Annotated in this window: 22 protein-coding genes; 8 read left to right on the forward strand and 14 right to left on the reverse strand. The window is 38.1% G+C overall.

Annotated features, from left to right (window positions below; genetic code table 4):
• Positions 1–2 precede the first annotated feature (2 nt).
• Together F539_RS03670 and F539_RS04535 are read right to left on the reverse strand one after the other, a co-directional pair.
• Positions 3–254, reverse strand: coding sequence for a hypothetical protein (locus tag F539_RS03670; RefSeq protein WP_017532715.1), 252 nt, complete (start codon positions 252–254; stop codon positions 3–5).
• A gap of 231 nt (positions 255–485) precedes the next feature.
• Positions 486–914: a hypothetical protein gene (locus F539_RS04535; protein WP_225971124.1), complete on the reverse strand. Its 429-nt coding sequence runs from the start codon at positions 912–914 to the stop codon at positions 486–488.
• Between the two features lie 160 nt (positions 915–1,074).
• On the opposite strand from F539_RS04535, the gene F539_RS04540 reads away from it, so the two are divergent.
• From F539_RS04540 to F539_RS03690, 3 genes are read left to right on the forward strand one after another with little or no spacing between them, the layout of a single operon-like run.
• On the forward strand, positions 1,075–1,998 hold the full coding sequence (locus F539_RS04540; protein ID WP_225971125.1) for a PTS sugar transporter subunit IIBC family protein: 924 nt from the start codon (positions 1,075–1,077) through the stop codon (positions 1,996–1,998).
• On the forward strand, positions 1,985–3,079 hold the full coding sequence (locus tag F539_RS03685) for a mannitol-1-phosphate 5-dehydrogenase (protein WP_014575046.1): 1,095 nt from the start codon (positions 1,985–1,987) through the stop codon (positions 3,077–3,079). The genes F539_RS04540 and F539_RS03685 overlap by 14 nt, the downstream gene beginning before the upstream one ends.
• A complete protein-coding gene (locus tag F539_RS03690; protein WP_010875010.1) occupies positions 3,060–3,491 on the forward strand; it encodes a PTS mannitol transporter subunit IIA in 432 nt (143 codons plus the stop codon). The genes F539_RS03685 and F539_RS03690 overlap by 20 nt, the downstream gene beginning before the upstream one ends.
• Positions 3,492–3,863: 372 nt before the next feature.
• Here the strand turns inward: F539_RS03690 and F539_RS04545 are convergent, their stop codons facing one another.
• Positions 3,864–4,247, reverse strand: a complete 384-nt coding sequence (locus F539_RS04545; protein WP_026088304.1) for a lipoprotein — start codon at positions 4,245–4,247, stop codon at positions 3,864–3,866.
• A gap of 333 nt (positions 4,248–4,580) precedes the next feature.
• Here F539_RS04545 and F539_RS04630 point away from each other — a divergent pair, with 333 nt between their 5' ends.
• Together F539_RS04630 and F539_RS03705 are read left to right on the forward strand one after the other, a co-directional pair.
• Complete coding sequence (locus F539_RS04630) at positions 4,581–5,144, forward strand: DUF16 domain-containing protein (protein WP_080996632.1); 564 nt, start codon at positions 4,581–4,583, stop codon at positions 5,142–5,144.
• Positions 5,145–5,329: 185 nt separating this feature from the next.
• Positions 5,330–5,578, forward strand: a complete 249-nt coding sequence (locus tag F539_RS03705; protein WP_015344930.1) for a hypothetical protein — start codon at positions 5,330–5,332, stop codon at positions 5,576–5,578.
• A 39-nt stretch (positions 5,579–5,617) separates the two neighbouring features.
• On the opposite strand, the gene ylqF is transcribed toward F539_RS03705, so the two are convergent.
• The 10 genes from ylqF to tuf all read right to left on the reverse strand — a co-directional run bounded on the left by ylqF (position 5,618) and on the right by tuf (position 13,848).
• Positions 5,618–6,433: a ribosome biogenesis GTPase YlqF gene (gene ylqF / locus F539_RS03710; RefSeq protein WP_010875013.1), complete on the reverse strand. Its 816-nt coding sequence runs from the start codon at positions 6,431–6,433 to the stop codon at positions 5,618–5,620.
• Complete coding sequence (locus F539_RS03715) at positions 6,402–7,607, reverse strand: YitT family protein (protein WP_014575048.1); 1,206 nt, start codon at positions 7,605–7,607, stop codon at positions 6,402–6,404. The genes ylqF and F539_RS03715 overlap by 32 nt, the downstream gene beginning before the upstream one ends.
• 15 nt (positions 7,608–7,622) lie before the next feature.
• Positions 7,623–7,982, reverse strand: a complete 360-nt coding sequence (rplS, locus tag F539_RS03720; RefSeq protein WP_010875015.1) for a 50S ribosomal protein L19 — start codon at positions 7,980–7,982, stop codon at positions 7,623–7,625.
• Positions 7,966–8,661 carry a tRNA (guanosine(37)-N1)-methyltransferase TrmD gene (trmD, locus tag F539_RS03725; protein ID WP_014575049.1) on the reverse strand — a complete coding sequence of 232 codons (696 nt, stop codon included), beginning with the start codon at positions 8,659–8,661 and terminating at the stop codon, positions 7,966–7,968. Before trmD ends, rplS begins: the two co-directional genes overlap by 17 nt.
• A gap of 2 nt (positions 8,662–8,663) precedes the next feature.
• Entirely contained in the window at positions 8,664–8,948 is a 285-nt protein-coding gene (gene rpsP, locus F539_RS03730) for a 30S ribosomal protein S16 (protein ID WP_010875017.1), read from the reverse strand.
• A gap of 63 nt (positions 8,949–9,011) precedes the next feature.
• A complete protein-coding gene (locus F539_RS03735; RefSeq protein ID WP_014325668.1) occupies positions 9,012–10,661 on the reverse strand; it encodes an MATE family efflux transporter in 1,650 nt (549 codons plus the stop codon).
• A complete protein-coding gene (gene msrB, locus F539_RS03740; protein ID WP_010875019.1) occupies positions 10,662–11,117 on the reverse strand; it encodes a peptide-methionine (R)-S-oxide reductase MsrB in 456 nt (151 codons plus the stop codon).
• On the reverse strand, positions 11,081–11,785 hold the full coding sequence (ytpR, locus tag F539_RS03745) for a YtpR family tRNA-binding protein (protein WP_014325669.1): 705 nt from the start codon (positions 11,783–11,785) through the stop codon (positions 11,081–11,083). The genes msrB and ytpR overlap by 37 nt, the downstream gene beginning before the upstream one ends.
• A gap of 6 nt (positions 11,786–11,791) precedes the next feature.
• Complete coding sequence (locus F539_RS03750) at positions 11,792–12,664, reverse strand: DegV family protein (protein ID WP_014575051.1); 873 nt, start codon at positions 12,662–12,664, stop codon at positions 11,792–11,794.
• Entirely contained in the window at positions 12,664–13,848 is a 1,185-nt protein-coding gene (gene tuf / locus F539_RS03755; RefSeq protein ID WP_010875022.1) for an elongation factor Tu, read from the reverse strand. Before tuf ends, F539_RS03750 begins: the two co-directional genes overlap by 1 nt.
• Positions 13,849–13,932: 84 nt before the next feature.
• Here tuf and F539_RS03760 point away from each other — a divergent pair, with 84 nt between their 5' ends.
• The gene (locus F539_RS03760) at positions 13,933–14,688 is read left to right on the forward strand and encodes a DUF1600 domain-containing protein (protein ID WP_010875023.1); all 756 of its coding nucleotides are present in this window, start codon (positions 13,933–13,935) and stop codon (positions 14,686–14,688) included.
• Positions 14,676–15,551, forward strand: coding sequence for a UTP--glucose-1-phosphate uridylyltransferase GalU (gene galU, locus F539_RS03765; protein WP_014325671.1), 876 nt, complete (start codon positions 14,676–14,678; stop codon positions 15,549–15,551). Before F539_RS03760 ends, galU begins: the two co-directional genes overlap by 13 nt.
• Positions 15,552–15,560: 9 nt before the next feature.
• Here galU and F539_RS03770 read toward each other — a convergent pair whose 3' ends face one another.
• A complete protein-coding gene (locus F539_RS03770) occupies positions 15,561–15,983 on the reverse strand; it encodes an Ohr family peroxiredoxin (RefSeq protein ID WP_010875025.1) in 423 nt (140 codons plus the stop codon).
• 25 nt (positions 15,984–16,008) lie between these two features.
• On the opposite strand from F539_RS03770, the gene tyrS reads away from it, so the two are divergent.
• Complete coding sequence (gene tyrS, locus F539_RS03775) at positions 16,009–17,208, forward strand: tyrosine--tRNA ligase (protein ID WP_014325672.1); 1,200 nt, start codon at positions 16,009–16,011, stop codon at positions 17,206–17,208.
• Positions 17,209–17,222: the final 14 nt, after the last annotated feature.

Raw genomic sequence — 17,222 nt, forward strand, 5'->3', positions numbered from 1 at the left:
GTTTAAAAATCAATGGAATATCACAAATTCCCTAATTTATTATCAGAGTTTTTAACAATACTTGTCTCTAGAATTGGTTTGTTTTTAAATGGTTTGTATGTGTAAATAAGATCAAAATTAAGCAAGTAGTTGCCAAAGCCCGACATTATTAACCCTCCTTGATTTGGTTTTTGATTAATATCAGCATTAAAAGTTGTGTTCATTTTAACAACAACCTTAAAATCATTTTTATTGTTTGCCTGAATGTCAAACAATTCAACTTTTTCGCTAATTGTTATTGATTTCTTGTGGAATTAAATGAATGGATTGATAAAAAAGGTTAAACATTACTTCTACCTTCTTCTCTCATAAGACTATTAAATCATTTGGAATAATACCAGTACCACAGGTGCTAAACAATAAAACTGCTGATAAAAATGGAACTGAAAGGTACTTAAATTTAATTCCTTAATTCTGCTTTTTTTGCAAAAAGACCTTTTGACACCTTAAGCAAAGAATAAAAGTTTTATTCTTAAGATAAGGACTAAACCAAAAATGAGAAAGAAATTAGCAAAAGTAAAAGTTCACATTCAGTCTTTGGATTCATTGCTTTCATCAATGACGATGCCGATTATTGGCATCTTTATTGCTTGGGGACTTTTAGCTTCTTTTTTTATTCCATCTGGTTGAACACCTGATAAAAACCTAGCTTTAATGGTGGAATAGGAATCCAATATGTGATTCCGACCATAATTGTTTTTTTGGTGGTAAAAAGATTTTGAAATACGTGGTGGTGTGATTGCTGTCATTATTGCCATTGCTGTAATAGCTGCTGGTCAAACCGAAGCATTTACAAAAATTGTTGGTCAAAAATCAGTAATGTTTTTATGTGTGATGATATTCGTCCCAATTGCAGCGCTAATCTTAAAACACACTGAAAAGTTTTGAATTCACCGTATTAAAAGTGGCTTTGAAATGCTGGTAAATAATTTTTACCTTGGCTTTTTAGGTTTCGCCTTAATATTTCCTAGTTTTTACCTATCAATTTACTTAATTGGTTACATTCAATTAGGTTTAAAACTGCTTGTTGAAATAATGCAACAGTACAAACTTTATCCAATAGCTGCCATTGTGATAGAGCCGGCCAAAGTTTTATTCCTAAATAATGCCATTAACCATGGCGTGCTAACTCCATTAGGCTTACAACAAGTAAGAGACAGTGGTAAATCAATTCTTTTCTTATTGGAATCAAATCCTGGTCCAGGTTTGGGTCTCCTTGTTGCTTTCTTAATCTTTTTCTTTAAACGTGATAAAAAGCTTTCTAGTAATGCGGCATCTTCTGGTCCTATTCACCTCTTTGGTGGTATCCATGAAGTTTACTTTCCGTTTGTGCTATTAAAACCTGTGTTAATTCTGGCCACAATTGCTGGTGGTGTTGTGGGAAACGGCATTTTGCAAATATTTAATGCTGGGACAATTGCACCAGTGTCACCTGGTTCTGTTATTGCTGGTTTTCTCCAAATTAATAAAACACCTTTAGATGTAGCTGGTTATGCTTTGGCACTCGTTTTATCAGCTGTAACTTCGTTGTTAATTTCGCTTTTATTACTTTCTTTAACACGTAAAAAACAATTGAAAACACTGCAAGAAGCGCAAGCACAAGTTGCAGAAATGAAGCAAACGCCTGCAAAAAAACCAAGACAAAAAGATACTCCAGCAATTGCTACAAAGATAGACTTTTCCCAAGTTACCTTTGTTTGCGATGCAGGTATGGGTTCTTCTACTATGGGAGCAGCTATATTTAGAAAAGAACTAAAAAATCAAAATATTGAAGACATTACAGTGATTAATAAAGCAATAGTTGATTTAAAAGATGAAAAGGTAATTATTACCATTTCCCAACTTTATGATCGCGTAAAAGCGAAGCGTGCAGACGCTACGATTTATACCATCAATCAGTTCTTAGATAAACAAGGCTATTTAACTATTATTGAAAAGATTAAAAATGAAAAGAATTAATGTATTGCACTTTGGCGCTGGTAATATAGGTAGAGGTGTTATATTACCGATTTACCAACAAAATGACTTTTCCATTGATTTAGTGGAATTGAATCAAAATACAGTTAATGAGTTACAAAAGCAAAAACAATACCAAGTTCATTACCTTGATTGTGATCAAAGTCAGTTAGTTAATGACTTTAATACTTGAAACTTAAAGGATGAAGCGAAGATTATTGAACTAATGGAAAGAGCTGATGTTATTTCCACTTCAATAGGTGCTAAAAACTTAGCTAGTTTAAAAACTTTGTTTGACAAAGCTAAGTTCCATAAAAGGGCTATAGTGCTTTGCTTTGAAAACGGCTTTCGGATTAGTTCTAACTTTAAAAACATTTTGCAATTAAATAACACACAAGTAAATTTTGTGGATGTGGTAATCGATACAATTGCACCTAACTTCGAAAAGAAAGCGAATTTCTTGGATATTTATTGCGAGAAGTATTCAGAAATTTATGCTGAAACTTTCCCGCTAGAAATTAAGGGAGTAAATCAAACGAATAGTTTAGATAGATTCATTATTAAAAAACTTTTATTAGTCAATGCACTGCACAGTGTTATTGGACTTTTAGGCTTTCAACAAAAGCTTAAGTATGTACATGAAACATTGCAAGTTAAAAGTAATTTGACTTTTGTAGAAAAATTAGCCCAACAAATTATTGATGCCCTTTGTGCTGAATATCCTGAATTTAATAAAAATAATTTGTTAAGTTATGGCAAAAATAACTTAGTCCGTTTTGCTAATCCCAAGATTCAAGATTTAAACACACGCTTAATTAGGGAACCATTACGTAAACTTAACCAAAATGAACGCTTTTATGCCATTTATAAACTCTTTAAAAAGAATAAGATTGCACTAAATAATATTTTGCAAGTTTATCTGATGGTTTTAAAAACTAATATAACAGATGATACCGAAAGCCAACAAATTGCTAAATTAATAAATGAAAAAGCTTGAACAGAGTTAGCGAAATTATCCAGTTTAGAAGAGTCAGAATGAAACCTAATTAAACAAGAATTAAGCCGTGAAATTACTAAAAAATAACATTTACATTAACGTTTATTTAAAAAACAAACAAGAAATTTTTGAATTTGTTTTTAAAAAGTTTAAAGAAGATGGTGCTGTACTAGATAGTTTTTTACCAGCAATTGTGGAACGCGATAAAGCAGCTAGTGTAGCAATTGGTAATTACCTCTTTTTACCCCACCCAGTTTATGACGAAATAGCAAACATTCAAAAAGAAAAAATGGTGTTTATTGGTTTAAAAGATGTAATTAACATTGATGGTCAACCAATTAAATTTATCTGTGGTTTAGCCTTAAAAGGTGAGCACCAAATGGATGCGTTGCAATCTTTAGCAATAGCTTTTTCAGACCCTGAAGAAGTGGAAAAGTTAGTTAAAGATAAGGATTTAACACAAGATAAGGTACTTGAATTTTTAGCAAAACACAACTAAGCAGTCACAATATTACTTAATTAAAAATAGTAAGTAACTAAATAAATTAACTTGCTTTTCGTCAGTTTTGTAACTAATATAGTCATTTAAAAAATTTTATCCAGATTTTTTTGGCTAAGTTCATCTTGTCCTTTTAATGATCAGCTAAGTGAAACTTTAAGCTAAATTCATTCTGTTACTATTTTTTCAGCTTTTAATTCTTCATTTTTAACGATGAAGTTTTCTGCTGTAAATTGTTTTTTTGATTAGGTTTAATAGTAAGGGAAAGATCGAAAGAATACTCTTATCACCATTCTTGGCAGTGAAGCCATTATTGGAATACTGTCCATGCCAATTAAAGGTATAGATCAACTTAGCACTAATTGAAAAATTTTAATACTTCGATATTCAATGTCGAAACGCTCTACCTTTCGCTCCATTTTTAAAAGGATCTTTTTCTGTTGGATTAGTTACTTGGTCAAAATCAAGATCCGCAATGCCTAATTTGCCCTCTTCTGAGCTTTGTTTTCATGCGTCTAACAATAGCTTTGTTGTATCTTTTGGATTAACTTCATAAGATTTCTTTAAAGAATTTATGAGGTTTTGCCTACCTTCCGGAATTTTAATTGCTTTAGACAAATCAAAATCTTTGCCAGTTGTTTCTTTAAGAAGATTCCTAAGATTGGCTTGGATCCATGTGCAAGCACTTAATATTGTTCCACATAACAAAAACAAAGAACCGAAGGAAATCCTTGACAAAAGTTTCTTTTTACGCATTAACATAAAAAATAATGCATGATTTTGCTTTTTTGGAAAAGCCTTTTTAAGAAGAGGAAATTAATTGAAATTTCTGTTTAAACGTTATTTAAAAAATGAACTTTTTAAATTAGAAAAGCTATCTTTGTTGGTATTTTTATTCATCTAAAAAATACTCAAAAACTTTTTGCAAGTTTTGTTAGCACTTTTTCTCTACTCATGCAATTCATTAGTTAGAAGGGTGACAAGTGGTTTTTTTAGCTTGATCAGTGTGTTGCCTAACTTTATTTACTTAAATTACCAATGAGCAACAATAATAAATATTTCACTATAACTAAAAAACAGTACAAAAAAATGCGCCGCAATAAAATTGAACTTCTTTTTAATGTGAAAGTCCTAAAAAAGAAAAACGGTCGGCAAAAGTTCAAAATACTGCATGAAGTTGAGAATAAGCCAAAAATACCAATTAAAATAATTGAAGATCAACCGGAGTCGCCAAAGCCACCTAAAACTCCTAAACCCCCTAAACCGCCTAAAGGTCCTGACAATCCTGAGGAGCCGGATTCTCCAGAAGAACCCAAAGAAACAGATCAACCAGGTGGTCCCGATAATCCTAATGCAGGAAATAAAAAGATGCCAACACCTGAAGAATACGTAACTCGTAAAGAATTCAACGAATTCAAAGATTCAAACAATCAACGACTTACAAAGATTGAAAATAAGGTTGATAAGTTAGAAGTCAAAGTCGACAAATTAGCTGAAATTGTTCAAACTCAGGGCGAAGAAATCAAAGAACTGAAAGTGGAGCAAAAAGCCCAGGGTGAAACCCTACAGCTAATTTTGAAAACACTGCAAAAGATGAACGATCGTCTGGACAGAATGGAAACTCGCTTAGACAAGATCGATTCGCCCAAATAGCTTTAGGCTAAAAAGAAGATACCAATGGCTAAAACGCTGTTGGCATTTTTATTCATCTAAAACTGCCCAAAAAATTTTTTGCAATTTTGTTGGCACTTTTTAATTGCTATTTCAATTTATTTAGTGGAGGAGCAAAATGCAATTTTTTTGATTTTCTAGAATCCTCTAGAAAGGAGGTGTTAATTATGAAATATAAAAAGATAGGTGATATTAAATCTAAAGGATTTTTCGAATCTAAAGAAGAATATAAGGAACTTTTAAAAAAATGTGAACTAATTTCTTTTGAAGCTTTTTCTGAAAAATTACCTAATGGTGATTATGAAGTGACTAAGAAACTTAAGCTTGTAGAAAAAGGTCCAAATTGAAAAAGAAAAACATACAAACAATCTTTAGAGAATGAAAAAATCTTAAAGTGGCTTATAGAGCACGACTAACAATAAAAGCAAGCCAAAATCGGCTTGCTTTTATTTTGTCTAATCTAACTCAAAACTCAGTTTACCGTACTTCCCGTTTATCAGTTCACTAACAAACAGTTCGCACGCTAAATTAATGTTGAGCTGATTCGATTTTTGCAACAACTTACGACTGATAGCAAATTTATGTAAAAACTCAGTGAAGTCTGTACCTTCATATGGTAACAATTGCGGATAATGTTTGCTTAAATAACAAAAAGCAAACGCACCTACATCTTCCAAAGGGACTACTTCCCTTTTAATAACGTTAGTTAAAACTAACTTGTAACCAACAGCCATTTCATCAATTCGTTTAAAGAAGACTCCTGGGGTATCGCTCAAATAAAACTCCGAACTTATTTGGTTTCAACTCATTGACTTGGTAACCCCAGCCCGATTAGCTACCTGTAAGTGATTTTTATTTAGTAACAAGTTAATTAAACTGGATTTACCAACGTTGGGCATTCCAATAACCGCTAACCGAAACTGGTGCACTAATAAACCTTTGGCTTTTAACTGATTCTTTTTTGCTTGAAACAAAGTTTGCAGTTTCTTAATAACTAAGCGTTTAAGTTGCAAACCTTGCTTTAAGGTTCCCCATAAAATATTGGAGTTAGCCACTGTTTGTGCTAAATCAGCCTTTAAAGCTAAAGTGAGTTTCGGTTTATTGGTAAAGTAAGCCGTAATTTCGGGGTTTTGGGTTAACGTTGGTGCACGCGCATCAACTACCTCAATTACACCATCTAAACTACTAGCTAGTTTTTTGAGTTGGTCATGGGTCTTCTTCATGTGACCCGGAAACCAGTTAATCTTGACTGCAGAGGTAAATGTATCCATCGATCCCTCGGATCCTTGTAATTGATACTAAACAATCTTTGTCAATTTTCCGGATGATGCGGATGAGGTTAGGAATTTCCACATACATAGTTACTGAAACTATCATCCGTTTTTTGGCTAATGAGTATCCACCCATCGTTTCTTGAATGGACAGACTGTGAGTCGCTTTATCGTTGAGCAGAGCCAACCTCACTTCTTCAATCTTGTCAGTAAAGACCTTAATTTCAGCAAAGTTATACCTTGGGAAAAGGTGACTCACTACTGTACCCGTAAATAACACCGAAAAGAAAGTGGCGATTAAGTTGGGTGAAAAGAAAAGGTTAACCTGTCAAGCACTTTTTTTGTAATCGGGAATATCTTGGAGCACAATACTGCCAGCGACAAACGAACCCATTAAGATCGCAATGATCAAAATAAAGGTATTGACATAAAAGAGAATTGGCCCCACGGAGCGGTTTTTCTTTCTCGCAAAGTATTGCGTTAGGAAATCGGCACCCCCAGCACAAGATCCCAAGATGTAGAGGATTGCTAAACTCGTACCGTTAACAAAACCATAGATCCCGGCATAAATAAAGGTCGAAATAATGACATTGCCTTGTGAAGTATCATTTCATAAGAACGGTACAAATAACGCGCTTTGATCAACACCTTCAGCTTTTTTTGCAGCTTCCCAAAATTCAGTGTGGTGCACTGCGGACAACATCGATGGCAATTGATTAGCCCCCGGAATAATACTAAAGATAAAACCAAAGACGTTGGAAGCGACCACGTAATGGGTTGACAGAATGGTGAAACGTTTCCCAATTTTTTTGTAAGAAAAAATAATCAGGGGAATGTTGACTATTACATAAAACAGCCAGTAAAAGATGTTGAACACTAGGTTGCGTTGTCCATCTTCGAGGTTCTTCAACAAGACAAACAGTAAACGCGCAAAACCTTGGGTTAGCGAACTAATCCCAAAGCTGTACAATCCCGTTTGTTGGATAAACACCAGCAAAAAGAAGGCGTTCACTAAAGCCAGGATGTAGACAATTGTGTACTTTAAAGGTTTTTTAGCCTCATAAAGGGCACTAAACATCAACAGCGAACTAGTAATCTTGGCCCTTTTAGAAGCTGAAGTAGTTTCAGTTTTGTCTTGATCCTTCCTTGTGAATCACCTTTTCAGTCAATCCATGGTGAAAAAGTAAAACTATTGTTTTCGCTCTTTAATTTTGGCAGCTTTACCAGAGCGCTCACGCATATATGAAATGTAAGCGCGTCTTACTTTACCCCGTCTTTTCAATTCAATTGAAATATTAGGGTTATGAATTTGGAAGTTTTTTTCAATCGGAATACCATCAGTGGTTTTACGCACAATGAAGGTTTCACTAATACCTTTACCACGACGGCGTAGGACAGTTCCCGTAAAGTTTTGGATTCTGACCTTTTCCTTTTCTTTAAGTTTGATGGCAACATTCACTTCGTCACCAGCGCTAAACTCAGGCACATAAGCCTTTAATTGCTTTTGTTCTACTAAATCTATTAAAGCTTGTTTATTTATTTTTTTCATCTTTCTTTGCTAAATATTGCTTATACAAATCAGGACGGTATTGAGCCGTTCTGAGCAGTTGTTGTTCTTTGCGATAAGCCTCTATCTTTTTATGGTCACCTGATAATAATATTTCAGGTACCTTATCCCCGTCTAGATCATATGGCCTAGTGTAAGCGGGGAAATCCAGTAAGTAGTTGTTAAATGATTCGTGGATTAAGCTCTGATCATTAATGACACCCTTAATTAAACGAACAGTGGCATCAATCACACTTAAAGCCACTAACTCCCCACCACTCAACACAAAGTCACCTAACGAAATAATTTGATCGACATGTTTATACAAGCGGTAATCAAAGCCCTCATAGTGACCACAGATCAAAATGAGGTGTTCCGTTTGGGTTAAAGCTTGCGCCATGGGTTGGGAAAACTGTTGTCCCTCAGGTGATAATAAAACTACTTTCGATTGTGGAGTTCTACAAGCCTTTAAAGCTTTGAGAATTGGTTCAGCTTTTAGAATCATCCCGCCACCTCCTCCGTAAGCCATATCATCAACCGTTTGGTGTTTGTCCTTGCAATACTGCCTTCAGTTAATTACTTCAAACTCAACGAGCTTTGCTTTTTGAGCTTGGGCCATAATCGAAGCGTTTAAGTAAGGTCAAACTACCTGTTCAAAGAGGGTTAAAACAGTGATTTTCACACTTACTTGGACTTAGCTACTGGCTTTTTCTTACTTTCTACAAACTTTTTCCAAAGACCAGTCTGACTAAACAAAGAGCGAACTGTATCAGTTGGTTTTGCTCCCTTATTGAGTCATTCCAAGGCCACAGCTTCATCAATCTTGCACTTATTTTCTTTTAATGCAGGATTGAGATGGCCAATTAACGCAATGTACTTACCATCACGTTTAACTCTGGAATCAACAGCTACTATTCTGTAGGTTGGGTAGTGAACACGACCCATGCGCATTAATCTTATTTTTACCAATCAAGTCTCCTTTTAAAATAAAGCGGATAATTATACATTGCCGTTAGGTAGTTTTACCTAACTCTAAGAATAGCGCTCAATGAACTGGACAATCCGACTCTTATGTTTTTGAGCGAAGTATTTATCCATAAAGAAGTGGATGTGTACTTGGCCAATCAAAACGTTAATCAATCCAGCCAGAGCAGCGTTAGCCGTTAATAACCAGATAAAGATTTCAATGTTTTTTGTTTGTAAGGTAATTGCTTGAAAGATAAACAACAAGGGTACAAAAACAATAACCCCTTGCATTAAGGAAACTATTCACGAATACAACACCCGGTTGGTATTTTGGAAGTACTGTTGACTGGTAGCGCCAATGGCCACAAAGAACACTTGCGCTTGCACAATTAAGGAAAACTGATTAGCGAGCATTAAGGTAGCTGCACTTGTATCAAACAGGTGCACTAGGATTTCTTTGCCCAATCCAACTGCCAGAATTAAATACAGCAAAGCAGCAAATACCAAACACACTAACAACGTATAAACATTAATCCTTTTAATGTCAGCCAACTGGCCCTGACCAAACTTGTAGGATACCACTGTCCGCACCCCTTGGAGAACACCAAAGATGGCGGCTGAAGTTAGGTTAGCAATTGCAATGGGTCCCGTTAGTAACACCAAGTAAAAGGTATCACTTTGGTCCGTAAGCGTTTTGGTCAAATTCACCAAAAAGCTTTCGTAAAAGGTGTTGAGAATTGAGAGCGAACCATTACGGAAAAAGGAGGCTAACCCCACCATTGAAATGACCAAAAAGAGGTTAAAACTAACCCGTTTAAAGGAAAAGTCCCTCAACGAAAGGTAGGTTAAACCACGTTTATTTAAACTAATAAGGTACACCACATAAGCCATAAAGGTAATGAAGTAAACCAAAATCGCAGCCACCGCGGAGCCCACAACCCCTAAAGTGGAAAAACGCACTAACAAGAAAACAAACAGGACGTTCAGTAAGTTCGATAAAGGAGGCACAATTGCAATAAACAGTTGCCGGCCCTCTGATTGGCCTAAGTAAAAAAACAAGCGGCTCAACATCGGTATGATGTTAAAGCCAATCAAAATGTAAACGTACTCTGAACCAATCGCAACCGCCTTTTCGTTAAAGAAGTGTTGAAACTGATCCGCTACTTGCACGTGGTGTTGTTCATCGACTTTATCCAAGTTAAACTGCAACCACTCTTTGGCAATCGCTAGCACAATAATTTGGGTCACTAGGGCAAATAAGGTAGTGGAAACTAACCCGGTATTCCAAGCATCCTTAATCTTTTTCTCATCACCCTTACCAATGGTTTTGGAAAAGATCACCCCCGTACCCAACGGCACAAAGATGGTAATGGCGTTGAGAATGACTACAATTGGCTGGCTAATATTTAAGACTGTTTTGACTAATTGACTAGCTGTTAGTTCCGTGTGGTTGGGAATGTCCCCACCCTTATAAAACGCGGATGCTTTAAATTCCTCAATTAAGGCCTGGTCAGTAAAGATTGAATCGGGATTAAGTGGTCCATGCGGGACAAACTTAATCACCATAATTTGGTCCACAAAGACATAAGCAGCGGAAAACAGCGCAAAGAAAAAAGTCGGAATAGCAAAGCGCAAGATCGTTAGAAACAGTCTTTTCGATTCAAAGGATTTTTGGATGAGGACTTGCTTCGCTAGACGATCTTGTTGGCTATTCACTTAGTTAGATTCCTTAAATAATTTGAGGTATTCACCATACCCCGCCGATTCCATTTCCGCAAACGGAATGAACTTTAGAGCAGCGGAGTTAATGCAGTAACGCAAACCACCATGCTCTTCGGGACCATCACGAAAGACGTGCCCTAGGTGGCTGTTGGAGTTTTTGGCGCGTACTTCGGTGCGGATCATCCCGTGTGATTCATCGCGGTAGTTAGCAATTAAGTCTTGACTAATTGGTTTGGTAAACGCTGGTCAACCACAACCGGATTTGAACTTATCAGTTGAGATAAACAACGGTTCACCGGACGTAATGTCAACGTAAATACCCTTTTCGTAATGGCGGTTATATTCATTAGTATAGGGCGGTTCGGTGTGTGCGTTTTGGGTAACGTCGTACTGTAGTTTAGTTAAGGTCCGCTTTAGTTCCCCGTCACTCTTTTTTTGGTACTTACTCATGCACTGAATTTTTCACTATTATTTAAGTAAACATCAAGGAAACTTTTGCCTATTTTGATGTGCGACTTAATTTCAATTATACCCTGATTTTTAGGTTTTAAATGGAGCTCTTTTTCCGAACAGAGCATTCCCATGGAATCATACCCCGCAATTTTAGCCTTCTTGATAATCGTGCCATCAGGTAAAACACCACCAACATGGACTAAAACAGTTTTAAGGCCAACCCGAACATTATCCGCCCCACACACGACATCCAAGGACTTATTGGAACCAGTGTTGACCTTACACCTTTTCAAATGAGTGTTGGGAATCGGAATGGCCGAAATGACCTCACAAACCACAAAGGGTACCTTTTTGGCTAAGGGTGTTAAATCATAGTTCAACAGCTCACTAATCTTTTTGACCAACTTCAAAGAAGGGTAATTCAACCCTGCGGTAAAGTGATGGGAAATTAATCCCCTGCGAAAGCTCTTTTTAATGTCAAAGAAGTTAAACCCAGCAATCTCATTGGCTTCATTGACAAAGAAGCTAAAGTTCTGGTTCTTTTCTTGGCGCAAAGTAGCTTGCGTGCGGCTACCAATTAAACCAAACATACAGTTCTTAAGTGTTTTCTTGGGACAAAAAATGGTGATAAAGTCCTGAGAAATATCAAAAAAACCGTAACGCATTGTTAACTATTCGCCTTGCAGCACAATTACATAGCTGTTCAATCCCGTGTGGGTACAAATGACCGGGGACAGTAAGCTCTGTTCTATATTAATGGAATGATCCAACAGTTTATCAAACTCTTGGACTAAATTAGTGTTGGTCTGTTCGTCAAAGACGGTGGTAAGAAAGGCACCCCGTTTCAGTTTAGCGGAGTGTTTTAACAGCTGTTTCTTTAAAAACTTGACTGCTAGCTTATGCGCATCATGAGTCGAACGCGCTTTATCAAAGAACTGTAACTTACCATTTTCACCTAAAAAACTAATCAGTAAGTGAAACTTTAAGCTCTTGATAATAAAGGATTTAAGATTGGAAAGCCGCCCGCCTGCCACTAGTGGTTTGGTATCAGTGACAAACAACACTGCGGCCGTTTTCTTGCGGTACTGCTCCACAAAGCGATCCAAGCCTTCCCTGGAATAAGGATTGGTATTCAACCAACCCTTAATGTCATTGATTAGCCAATCAATGATCATTTCCACCGCTCTGGCATCCAATACATGGAACTTCGAAGCGTAATCCTTTTCAACTAACTTCCAGTTCGCGTACGAAGCGGAGATTTCCTTATCAATCGGAATGCCGATAATCAGGTCATACTGCTCCACTAGTTCACTCACCTTAGCGCGCACTATTTCTTCAGTAGTTTGCGATGTGGAGAACTTCACTCCCTTCGGAGCGTTAGCCATCTTGTCCGTGAGGGTTTTTAAATCAATGTCAAACCCCGAACTAAAGGTGGTTTCAGCTTCAGGAGTTGATTCAATGATGAAAAGCGGTAGCACATACAGATGTTGTGCCTGGCTTTCCTTGAGGTTACTAACAGAGTCAACTAAGAATGCGACTCTCACTATTCAAGCACTTCCGTGACTGAACCAGCACCAACCGTTCGACCACCTTCACGGATGGAGAACTTACTACCTTTTTCACAAGCAATTGGTGCAATTAGTTCAACTGTAATCGAGGTATTGTCACCTGGTAGCACCATTTCGGTGTTTTCTGGTAGGGAAATCGAACCAGTAACGTCTGTAGTACGGAAGTAGAATTGGGGACGGTAACCGTTTAAGAAACCGGTGTGACGACCACCTTCTTCCTTCTTTAAAGCATAGATTTCCGCTTTAAATTTCTTGTGCGGTTTAATCGAACCTGGTTTAGCTAACACTTGACCACGTTCCACTTCTTTACGGTCCACACCACGGAGTAATACCCCAGCGTTGTCCCCAGCCATTGCTGAATCAAGTTCCTTTTTGAACATTTCGATTCCGGTAACAACTGCTTTACGGATTGGACGTAAACCAACGATTTCAATTTCTTGACCTACTTTCAATTCACCACGTTCAACCCGACCGGTAACCACGGTACCACGGCCAGTAATCGTCATGGTGTCTTCGATTGCCAACAAGAAGGGTTTGTCCACTTCACGTTCAGGAGTTGGAATCCATTCATCAACTGCATTCATTAAATCATGGATCTTAGCTTCCCACTTAGGATCACCTTCAAGCGCTTTAAGTGCAGAACCATAAATAATAGGGGTGTTCTTGCCATCAAAGCCGTAAGAAGTTAATAAGTCACGTACCTCTTCTGCTACTAACTCTTGCACTTCTTCATCAGTTGCAATGTCACACTTGTTTAGGAACACTACCATGCGTGGCACACCCACTTGGCGGGCCAACAAAATGTGTTCACGGGTTTGGGGCATAACACTGTCAGTTGCTGAAACTACTAGAATGGCACCATCCATTTGTGCAGCACCAGTAATCATGTTCTTAATGTAGTCAGCGTGTCCTGGACAGTCAACGTGAGCATAGTGACGCTTGTCAGAGGAGTACTCCACGTGAGCGGAGTTAATCGTAATTCCCCGTGCTTTTTCTTCCGGAGCCTTATCGATTTGGTCGTAACGAGTAGCAGCTGATTTACCTTCTTTTGCTAATACAGTACAAATAGCTGCTGTTAAAGTTGTTTTACCGTGGTCAATGTGGCCAATAGTACCTACATTAACGTGGGGTTTAGATCGGTCAAATTTCTCTCTTGCCATGTGTTTGAATTACGTCTCTAATTTTACATAAGTTTGAGATAAAGCTGTAGAGAGGCTTATAATTCTTGGAGTAGTGTAATTCATATGGAGCAAAATAATTGCAAAATCAGAACTTGATTTGCCAAACTGGCGTTAGCACAAAAGGTCTTCTTGGGGGTAATTCCCTTATTTTTTATTTGTTTTGTTTTTGTAATTGCTGACATTGTCATCAGTTTGCAAAATAAAGGCCACATTATAGAAGAGATAGATAAGTTTACTAACCAGAGCAATGTTATGTTGCTCATTTATGCATGTTGGTATGTAAGCAAACCAAAGAGCCATTATCTCAAGAACCAGCAGTTCTTTTTGAGTGCCTTTGCTTACATCATCTTTACTTTTTTAGGCTACAACGTCATTTTGGCGGCTTCACAACAAGCTTACAGTGATAAGGATGCTTATTCCTTGGCAAGTTCTGTCTTTCTCCATGTGTTGGCACCAATTGCTTTCTTGGTTGCAGGTATAGTTAAGATGAAAACGGACAAGGATGTAACCTTTAATCATTTTTGAAAAAGTTTGGGTTACTTCATGATCTATCCCTTAGTGTATGGGTTGTACTTAGCGACCATTCCTTATGTAAGGGGTCATTATGTGAGTGATGATGGTAAGTCTACTACCTATGTGGTTTATGGGGAGATTACCAACACCAAGGATAACCCGATCGTCGCTTGACCAGTAGTAATTTGTTTCCTTTTCATTTACTTTCCCTTGAGCTTCTTAGCGGTTTATGCCTTGCAATGTAAGTTATTGAATAGACCTCTAAAAGCACAATTTAAGTGTGCAACCAATAAATGCCCAAAATAAGAAAAGCCGTTATTCCCGCAGCCGGACTGGGTACCAGATTACTCCCAGCCACTAAGGCCATTCCCAAAGAGATGTTGCCCTTAGTCAATAAACCCACAATTCAGTACATTGTGGAAGAAGCAGTAGCGAGTGGCATTAAGGAAATCCTAGTAATTGTGTCTTCTAAAAAGGAAGCGATTATTGACCACTTTGACTATGACTTTATCTTGGAAAATGCTTTACTCCAAAAGCACAAAGATCAAGAACACCAAGAAATTAAGGATATTGCCAACTTAGCGCACATTTACTTTGTCCGCCAAAAACACCAACACGGTTTAGGAGATGCCATTTTGCACGCCAAGTCGTTTGTTGGTAACGAAGACTTTGCCGTCCTTTTAGGTGATGATGTCGTGTTTGGTGAACAACCGGCATTAGCACAATGTATTCAAGCTTATGAACAAACAGATTGTCAGGTAATAGGCGTGCAAGAAGTGCCCCATGACCAGGTCAACAAGTATGGCATAGTAACCCCTGAAGCTAATTGACAAAAACAAGCGTTAGTCAAAATTTTGGGCATGGTGGAAAAACCAGCTGTCAACGAAGCCAAGAGCAACCTAGCCATTTTGAGCCGTTACATCCTTAAACCCAGTATTTTTACAGCTCTTAAACAAGTACCGTTTGGTGTTGGAGGTGAGTTACAGTTGACTGATGGGTTGAACTATTGTTTACAGCAAGGGGAACCCTTCTTTGCCAAGCACTTTGGTGGTACCCGGTTTGATGTCGGTACTAAAAATGGTTTTATTAAAGCGAACCTGTACACGGCTTTAAAAACCGATGCCATTACTAAGGATGAAGTCTTGGCCATCCTCAAGGAATTTGTTTAAACAATTTGCTTAAAGCTTGGCACCGTTCAAGGTTAAACCCAAGAAGTTTTCTGGTTTAATTAAACGGCTAAACGGACACATGGCATGCGCTGCCGTAATGACTGTTTGCGCTGTGGTTTGGTCCACGCCCGTAATCGCTAATTCAACACCGGCTTTAATGTGGAACAGACCGTCCTGGTCATGCAGTTCGACACTAACACCCACAATAGGTTGAGTAGCTAATTGCAGTTGGTGCTGTTGTAAAACCACACGCACAGCTTGCGAAAAACAACCAGCATAAGCTGAAGCAAACAGCTGTTCGGGGTTGTTTTTGTCCTGGTGAGTAGCACCAGGTTTAGGAAATGCTAAACTAACGGTAAAACCATCAACGGTTTGGACAACGCCTTCCCTGCCGGCGCTAGCGTGTGCTGTTGTTTTGTAAATTACTGCCATTGTTACTGATATTATATTTAGAAAGATGACAAAAGATCTCCTAGCACTTTTAAAAGAACGGGGCTTATTTGTACAAGCTAACTTTGAAAAGGAATTAAAGCAATTATTAAACCAAGGATCATTTGCTTTCTATGTTGGCTTTGACCCCACAGCACCCTCACTCCATATTGGCAACTATGTGCTGCTCCATGTAGCACAAATCTTCCAAGCAATGGGTCATATTCCCCACGTCTTGTTGGGTAGTGGGACGGCTTTAATAGGTGATCCTACTGGCAGAATGGAACTGCGCCAGATGATGAGTCGTGAAACAATTGCCGAAAATACGCGCAACATTAAAAAACAAATTAGGCGCTTTTTGGGTAGTAATGTAGTGTTTTGCCAAAACGAGACCTGGTTAAAGAAACTCAATTACATTGAGGTCATCAGGGAATTGGGACCCTGCTTTTCGGTCAACAAGATGTTAGCGACCGATGCCTTTAGTGCTCGTTGGGAACGCGGTTTAACGTTGATGGAATTGAACTACATGGTATTACAGGCCTATGACTTCTATTATTTAAACCAAAAGTATGGGGTGCAACTGCAAATAGGGGGCAGTGACCAGTGGGCTAATATCCTAGCGGGGGCTGATTTAATTAGACGCAAAACCCAAAAACAGGTGTACGGCATGACCACTAACTTATTAGTGAAAGCTAATGGGGAAAAGATGGGTAAGAGTGCTAGTGGAGCTTTATGGTTAGATCCACAAAAGACCAGTCCGTATGACTTCTACCAGTATTGGATTAACCTTGATGATGCTAGTTTGCAAAAGGTTTTCCTTATGCTCACTAAATTAGATACCAAGGCAATTGAAACCCTCTGCAACTTGAAGGGCGCTGCCATTAAGGAGGCCAAGGCAAAACTAGCCTTCGAGTTAACTGACGCTATTCATGGTACCAAGGCAGCTTTAGCCGCCCAAGCGAAAAGTGCCCGAATCTTTGCCTTTCAACCTGATACTGAAACCAAAACCGTGCGAGCTGGCACCAGGTTAGTGGATGTGATTGTTGATTTAGGTTTAGTTGTATCCAGATCAGAAGCGCGCCGGGTGATTCAGCAAGGTGGTTTAACGATTAACCAAGAAAAAGTGACTGATGTGGAAATGGTCCTACAAGCGAGTTCCCAACCACTAGTGATTGGTAAGGGCAAAAAGCGTTTTGTAACGGTGCAAGTGATAGCTAACACCAAATAAAAAACCATCTTTGA

The organism is Mycoplasmoides pneumoniae FH, from assembly GCF_001272835.1.
GTDB lineage: Bacteria > Bacillota_I > Bacilli_A > Mycoplasmatales > Mycoplasmoidaceae > Mycoplasmoides > Mycoplasmoides pneumoniae.